We start from the raw sequence: 7,341 nt of genomic DNA, 5'->3' as shown, positions 1-7,341 counted from the left end.
CCGAGCCGCCGCCCACATGTCCCTTCATCTAACCGACAATGTCAAAGAACCGACAACCTTAGCGGGACAGCCATCCTTCCCTGAAAACCTTTCCAGGGGAGTGCGTCCCGATCATGTTGGCGACCGTCCAATCCAGCGCCGCAGTGGCACCGTCCCGTCCGGTGAAAAGCCCTCTAGGCGGGGCACTTGATTCGGTCAACACTCTTTTCAAAAAAATGTCACTAACTCAAACCAGGCATCGCCATCGGGCATAGAAGACGGAAATGCGCCCCTTGGATCGAGGCCAGTAGGAAGAGCTCGCCACGATAGGCTTCCAGCAAGGAGCGTGCGATCGCCAGGCCGAGACCTGTCCCTCCCTGCTCCCGCTTGCTGGTGAAGAAAGGATCGAAGATTTTTTCCCGATCCCCCTCCGCTATGCCCGGGCCGTCATCGACCAGATCGAAGCAGGCGAGGTCATCCTGTACCGTCAGGGCGATCGTCATTTGCGTGGCACCTGCCTGCCGTGCGTTATCGGCAAGGGTCGTCAGCACCGCTTCCAACGCGCCCGGATCAATGGCCACCATCGGCGCCTGATCCGGCATGACTATCATGACGGTGAACTCCCGCCCGCCAAGCGCATCGGCCATGGCAGCCAGAAGCGGACCCGTTTCCGTGCGGGCATCCTGCTCCCCCACCAGCACATCGGCCCGTGCGAGTTCCATCAGGCGTCGGACCAGCCGCGACAATCGTTCCGCATCGGCCGCCATGTTGCCGAGGAATCGCGCCCGGTCGGAAGAAGCCATGTCCGCGCCATGATCCTGTAGCAGTTCGATCGCACCGGAAATGGCGGCAAGCGGCGTCTTGAATTCATGACTGACCGAGGAGGCAAAGTCGCGAAGATAGCGCGAGCGCTTCTCGATGCTGTCGGCCATCTGCTCGAAATTCTCGAACAGGGTCCGGATTTCCACTACCTGCAACGAAGGATGCCGGGGTACAACACGGCGCCCCGAGGCAAGGCTGCGGGTCGCCCGGCTCAGGCCTTCTATCGGCCGCACGATCGCACGGGACAATATGGCGGAAAGGAACAGCAGCAGCAGGAAGATCGCTACCACCCCAAGCATGATCTTGCCCCTGTCTTCATAGAGACCAAGGAACAGTGCGCGGGGCGAGCGGGACAGCAGCAGTACCGCAATGACCCGCCCATCGACGCGGATCGGCCGCGCGTGATGAAGCCTTATGTAACCGGCCCGGCTCAGCCATGTCAGCGGATACGGCGCAATATAGCCTTCATTCCGCCGCAGCACCGTCACCGCCTTGCCAGCCAGCGCCGCCTTGATCTCCGGCAGGGCAGCGAGGCTTCTGCCGCCTTCCCCCCCGTTCAGCACCAGACCCTGCCGATCCAATATCAGGATGGAGGAAAGGGTAGTGAGCTTGGTTTCCTGAAAGGCCGGCATCATCCGACGCGCAATCCCGACCGCCAAACCGTCCGGTCGTTCGCTCGTCGGCGATGCTGGCGGACGCGGTGGCAGGATTGGCGACGCACGCAGATCCACCTCCGTCATCCGATCATGATATCGCACGGCGGCCGGCGGCCCGGCATCCGGCGCAACGGTATCGCTCGCTACCACGGCTGCGCTTGCGGCCAGGGCCGCACCCTGCGCCACCAGTTCCGCTTCGGTTCTGCGGACCAGCGCATTTTCATAAACCCGCAGGAAAATCGCCCCTAGGCCCGGTAGCGCCGCCACGAAAAGCAATGTCCCCAGCAGGATCGTGCGCAATCGCAGTACAGGCCAGTAGCGGGCGATCCATGCCTTTGCCGTGGCGATCATGGAGGCGGCGCCATCCCGTTGCATGCGCCCAGACGATAACCGATCCCGGCCCGTGTCTCGATCAAGTCGACGCCGCCCACTTCGGCAAATTTGCGGCGCAGGTTTCGGACATGGCTGTCGACGGTACGGTCGGTCAGTGCGAATCCCGGCCCCCGGAAACGGTCGATGATCTGGTCACGAGAGAAAATGCGCGCGGGCATCGCCAGCAGGGTCCGCAATATGGTGAACTCCGTTACCGTCAGGCTGACGTCCGTCTGCTGCCAATGCGCCGACCAGCTTTCCGTGTCGAGGCTGAGCAGGCCGTGGCGCATGATACCGACATTTTCGATTGCCGGTGGCTTGGCAGCGGTACGGCGCAGGATCGCCATCGATCGTGCCACCACTTCGCGCGGAGAGAAGGGCTTCACGACATAATCGTCGCCACCCAATTCTATGCCGAGCACCCGGTCGATCTCATCGTCGCGTGACGAGAGAAAGAAGATCGGCACATCGTCCTGCGCCCGCAAGCGGCGGCAAACCTCCAGACCGTCCATGCGCGGCATGTTGATGTCTAGGATGACAAGATCGGGCCTTTGCCGCTCGACCTGCGTCAGCGCGTCTTCCCCATCGACGGCCTCGACCGTGTCTAACCCTGCCTTGCCGAAGGCGAAGACAAGCAACTGACGGATATGGGGATCGTCATCGACGATAAGGATCGTACTGGGCATGGGATACATGATCATTTCCCTATCTCTCCTGTCAACGCGGGAAGCGCTCCGATATCCTCACCGCCTGTTTGAGGGGGCCAAGTCGGCGGGATTAACGCGCCGCTACAACCGCGCGCGCCCGACGCCAGCCGCGCCGGTGCCAGGTGCACCATGATCCGTTGTGCTTCTTCCAACCGCTTTTGTCCGAGCAGAGTCCAACCGCGCCGCTGGCCGACCGCCAGTTCATACAGACGACGCGCTCGCACAGCCTGTATCCGTTCCCGAAAGACCGGGGTGAGGTTTGGCTGCTGCTCCAGTTCCAGCAACGGCAAGAGCGCCGAATCGCCAAGGCCATCCAGATAGCAGAGATCAAGCGCGACGCCCCGGCCGCCAACCTCGCGGGCGTGACGGACATTCCATTGGGCTGCGATCTCGCTCAGGTCGACGAAACTGACTACCGCCAGCAGCAGCCCCGCCGCAGCCATATTCATATTGATGAGCCACGCCGCGCTGCGATTGCGCAACAGCCGCCAGCAGATGGTGGCGAGGCCGAAGCCGACCAACGCCATCCAGATCAGCGCCGCGATACGCAGCCATGTGAGCGAATAGGCCTCGATATAATCGACCGTGCGCAACATGGAGGAGGCGACGAGGATGATATTCTGCCCGATCCAGAGAAGCACCAGCTTGCGGATCGTCGGCATGCGCGCCGTGTCCGATCCGGGACGCAGCGTCACCAGCACGAACAGCGCCGCCAGCAACGCCGTCGCGATCAGCGGATAGGCGCCACGATGGGCATAATCGGCCATGGTCATGCCGGCAGGCATCGGCGCCCATCCTCTGGCCGGTGCAGCGCCTGTCAGCCTCACGAAGCGCGTACTATGTACGGAAGCCGCCTCGACACGATCGAGCATTTCATGGGCGGCGGCGCGGAAGGCAAGGCCGCCATGGCCAACTGGCTGCGCGGCGGGTTCGAGATGGACCGCAAGGGCCAATGGCGCCTCAAGCCACAGGTGGCAGACACCCTGCAACGCGATGTCCAAGCGGTGATGACGCAGACCGGTTGGCAGCGCGCGATCGATCGTAGTGCTTTGGATCAAAATAGCTTCACTTTCGGCGGCGAGGGCCGAATTTCTGGGGCGACTGGCAAGTCCATTGGTCGCGGAAAAGGTCAACAGAGTCAGAGCTCAGGACAAGTTGGGGGCTCTCTCTCGGTTTCCAGTTCAGAAGTCGGACAGCTGACAGAATCTGCCAATTCCCATCTCGACATCGTCAATTTCGACGTCCGTCAGGCGATCTCGCGAGCAGAGCGCTCAGCGGCAAATTCCAGCGCGCCTCATCGTGCCTTCTCCGTGGAGCTTTCGGAACAGGTTCTTGGAAAAGAAGGACTTAGAAATCGCTATCTGCAAGAGGCTGATGCCGGACGTGGCACCTTCGACCTCACTTCACCGATAACGTCTATGGAACAGTCGTCCATCCTCTCTACTGGTCGGTCCAAATTCGATGTCGGTTCGAGCTATTTCGACGGCGATGGAGCGTCTAAGGCTCCTGATTGAAGTTCCTCCTATTATGAGTGTTCATTGGGCTTCCGATCCACATGGAGCCAGATCTTGGATCCAGAGGATCGACATAATATGGAAGCCCGGAGGGCCCCAAACTTGATCGATCGAAGAAGTCATTCGTATCAACTGGCTGCCATTCGCCGCGAGCCTGACTATGCCACCATCGTTCGACGGTCCCAAAGCCGAGTATCATAAGCATGATGAACGGATGAAATAGAACGGCCAGAAACCCAGGCAATACGCTCTCACGCATCCAACTCAAAGCTTCCATGCGATGCGAGAGAATAAGAGAGAGCCAGAATATCACGGACAGCCCCCACCAGATTTTCGCGTAGAACGGAGTCCACGCCCATTTGCGAAAGCTGATCCGCAACACGTCAGCAGGGACGGGCGATTCAGCTTGATCATCGACTGGTTCAGCCATCTCTGCCTCCTGCACTACCGGCCAACAGGCCTCCGCGACCTTCCGTCAAAGCCTACCGTGCCATCCCCCTTTCCTCCAACCATTTGCGCGCAAGGAAGATTTGGTCCGATTTTCGGACCTTTTCTGGTCAGTGCCAATCAAGTATGTCGGTGCTTCAGGGGCAAGGCTATAAAATATACTGGACCCGGCATCCTGACTCGACATCTCCCGAAGTCGGTCGCTATCGGGCGTCGATGAGCCCCATTGCGACCGTCATGAATGCGGCTATCGGCCAGCCCATCGAGAGGATGACCTTTGGACAGACGCCGAAGTCCCGGGCGACTGTCGACCTCGAAACGTCGAACGCGTCACCGTGGACCAGGTCACTGTCGGAAAATCGGCTCCGAGCAAATTTGTCGCGCCCGTCGAAAAATGGGTAACGCCCAAAGCCATCGCCTGAAGAAATGAGCGCAAAGTGCGATCCGCCTGACGATCCGCCGGCTACACCGAGCGATGGCCCATTGCGCGCAATCTTGGAGCGACTGCGGTCCATCTCAGGCAACCCGGTAAGCCGCGCCCGAAAGCTTGTCGAACTGCAGGTCCCTCCCAGCCAACGTGGTCCCGGATGGGACCGCCATTGGCGCGAGTTGGAAGCCTATCTCGAGACACCCATGACCTGGCAGGGCCTGAAAGGCGAGCCTGGCAGCGATTTGGAGGACGACGAATAACGCGTCGAACGATGGCGTCTCTCACTTCTTCGATGCGATTGTCAGCTTCTTCGAGGCGGGCTTAGATGTGGCTGACTTGGTGGTTTGGCCAGGCTTGCGTCCCAATCCGATCTTCTTGGCCAGTTCCTGGCGTTGGGCGGCATAGCTGGGCGCGACCATGGGGTAATCGGACGGCAGGCCCCACTTCGTCCAATAGTCGTCAGGCGTCATGCCATAGCGCGTCATGAGATGGCGCTTGAGCATCTTGAGTTTCTTGCCGTCCTCAAGGCAGACAATGAAATCGGGCTTGATCGAGGCCCGGACTGAAACAGCGGGCTCTGGTTTTGCCTCAGGCTCGACAATCGGTGCAAGCGTCTGACCCAACGCCTGATGAACGTTTGCGATTAGCCCGGCGATATCCGCCACCGCGACACTGTTGTGGCTCACATGCGCGGCAACGATGTCCGCCGTCAGGGTTACCAACAGTTCGCTGTTCTGATCATTTTCGGCCATTGGGTATCCCATTTATATTGAAAGAAAGGCTGCATAAGCAGAAATTCGACCTGTGTCATGCCCAGCTACAGGACGCCGGCCGCCCTCTTCAATTCCGCGACCCGTTGGGAGCAGAAGTCATGTACCAAAGTACCTAACTCCCCCACGCGCGCAGCTAGCCATTCAAAATCGTCTGGCGCGATGTGACGTAATGCTTGCGATAGCGAGCCTTCACACAGGCATCGCGCATTCTCGTAAAGAAGGCCCGATCCTTGCGATCATCACGCGGCCAAACGCCGAACTGGCGATGGCCGCGCTTATCTGCGAGGGATCGAAGAAACGCGATATAGTGGTGAGTCGTGTAGAATGCCATCAAAAGTAGAGCGCAAGCCGGTCGTGCATTTGTTGCGAAAATGACGGATAGGTAAATATGCCGTTCGTTTAGGCAATATGCTGCTGGTGGCTGACATACCTCAATCTGATGTTGTCTACTGGGTGCGGGGTCTAGCTGTTGCGCAAACCAAGCTTTATAGCCTCGAATTGATGGGGAGGCAGCAGTGATACGCAACGGATCCAATTTTGAACGAATGCAGTGGCGGCCAGAATGACCCTTGGTATGGCCTGGGTTCGGAACTTGGGGAGCATTCGCGAACTTGTCGTCGCGTCAGATAGCCGGCTTTCCGGTGGTAAATTCTGGGACTCAAATCCCAAAATAATGCTTTTGCCTAGATCTGACGCTGTGCTGTCGTTCGCAGGGGACACACACGACGCCTATCCACTCATGCTCCAGGTTTACAATGCGATCCTGATGCATGGTCCGGCATTAGATCGATCGATGGATCTTGCCCATCTGAAAGGGCATCTGGTCAGGGTCATCAACAAGGCGCGATCCTCTGTTACCAATTTGCCTCGCGGCGAGCGGGGACCGGTGATTGCTGACGCTACTTTCATGCTGTCAGGCTATTCATGGCGTCAGAAGCGGTTTCGGGTCTGGACGTTGCACTATCACAAGGGTGCCGAAGAATTCACGTTCAGGCCCACGCAGCCATGGCGTGGCCAGTCCGGTCACACCAAAGAGATTGCGTTCGTAGGGGATGAACGGGTCGTAAAAGCTGCGAAAAGTGTGCTCGTCGACCGGCTACGAGCCAAGGGCAAGCTCACCGACGGTGGCTTGGACATGGAACCGCTGGAGGTTCTTCGCGATCTCCTGCGTTCGCAAGATTATACTGAGATCGGCGGCGCGCCACAGGTCGTGAAGATCTACGAACATATGAACGTGCATCCGTTTCCCGTGCATTGGCCGGACGCTAGCGGTGGCCTGACCGTGCTCGGTCGACCGCTGATGCCATATGAAACCTTCGACAGTGAGGCGATCGATCCTGACGCGCTGTGAAAGTTGCGATATTGAGCACCAGCTTGCTTCTCTTCACAGCCGCTCCATCTTGCGATCGTGGCCGCTGGCCTCCCTCTCGAGGAAGTCCTGCTGTGCCAATAAGCTAAGGGTCGTCATTGGGGCATCGCTGGGATCATTCGACACACGTAGCGTCGGAAAGTCGGTAAGCGCCGACGGAAGGTGGCGTTGACGCGGCCTGTCAGGCTTTCCGGCGTGTCCGCGGCGCCCATTTTTTCGCGAGCGCTTCCAGCCTTGCCTCGATCAAGGGGATATCGGGCTGGGCGTTGGGA

Annotated in this window: 8 protein-coding genes; 2 read left to right on the top strand and 6 right to left on the bottom strand. The window is 59.3% G+C overall.

Annotation, left to right across the window (positions count from 1 at the left end; genetic code table 11):
- Positions 1–221: 221 nt before the first annotated feature.
- Genes RQH62_RS24605 through RQH62_RS24595 form a run of 3 tightly spaced genes read right to left on the bottom strand, consistent with a single transcriptional unit; the run spans position 222 to position 3,321 of the window.
- Positions 222–1,808: a HAMP domain-containing sensor histidine kinase gene (locus RQH62_RS24605; RefSeq protein ID WP_311271286.1), complete on the bottom strand. Its 1,587-nt coding sequence runs from the start codon at positions 1,806–1,808 to the stop codon at positions 222–224.
- Complete coding sequence (locus RQH62_RS24600; protein ID WP_311271285.1) at positions 1,805–2,515, bottom strand: response regulator transcription factor; 711 nt, start codon at positions 2,513–2,515, stop codon at positions 1,805–1,807. Before RQH62_RS24600 ends, RQH62_RS24605 begins: the two co-directional genes overlap by 4 nt.
- A gap of 11 nt (positions 2,516–2,526) precedes the next feature.
- Positions 2,527–3,321, bottom strand: coding sequence for a DUF4173 domain-containing protein (locus RQH62_RS24595; protein ID WP_311271284.1), 795 nt, complete (start codon positions 3,319–3,321; stop codon positions 2,527–2,529).
- 54 nt (positions 3,322–3,375) lie between these two features.
- Between RQH62_RS24595 and RQH62_RS24590 the strand changes: the two genes are divergently transcribed.
- A complete protein-coding gene (locus tag RQH62_RS24590) occupies positions 3,376–4,050 on the top strand; it encodes a hypothetical protein (protein ID WP_311271283.1) in 675 nt (224 codons plus the stop codon).
- Here the strand turns inward: RQH62_RS24590 and RQH62_RS24585 are convergent.
- The 3 genes from RQH62_RS24585 to RQH62_RS24575 all read right to left on the bottom strand — a co-directional run bounded on the left by RQH62_RS24585 (position 4,034) and on the right by RQH62_RS24575 (position 6,031).
- Complete coding sequence (locus tag RQH62_RS24585) at positions 4,034–4,480, bottom strand: hypothetical protein (RefSeq protein ID WP_311271282.1); 447 nt, start codon at positions 4,478–4,480, stop codon at positions 4,034–4,036. The two genes, RQH62_RS24590 and RQH62_RS24585, sit on opposite strands and share 17 nt — an antisense overlap.
- Before the next feature lie 728 nt (positions 4,481–5,208).
- Positions 5,209–5,679 (bottom strand): MucR family transcriptional regulator, encoded by a 471-nt coding sequence (locus tag RQH62_RS24580; protein ID WP_311271281.1) that lies wholly within the window; start codon positions 5,677–5,679, stop codon positions 5,209–5,211.
- Between the two features lie 154 nt (positions 5,680–5,833).
- Positions 5,834–6,031 (bottom strand): hypothetical protein, encoded by a 198-nt coding sequence (locus RQH62_RS24575; RefSeq protein ID WP_311271280.1) that lies wholly within the window; start codon positions 6,029–6,031, stop codon positions 5,834–5,836.
- Positions 6,032–6,262: 231 nt separating this feature from the next.
- Between RQH62_RS24575 and RQH62_RS24570 the strand changes: the two genes are divergently transcribed.
- Entirely contained in the window at positions 6,263–7,051 is a 789-nt protein-coding gene (locus RQH62_RS24570) for a hypothetical protein (protein ID WP_311271279.1), read from the top strand.
- The last annotated feature ends 290 nt before the right edge of the window (positions 7,052–7,341 follow it).

It is taken from the genome of Sphingobium sp. WCS2017Hpa-17 (assembly GCF_031843765.1).
In the GTDB taxonomy this organism is placed as follows: Bacteria; Pseudomonadota; Alphaproteobacteria; order Sphingomonadales; family Sphingomonadaceae; genus Sphingobium.
The sequence above is the reverse complement of the archived record's forward strand: the minus strand, read 5'-3'. Positions and strand labels throughout refer to the sequence as shown.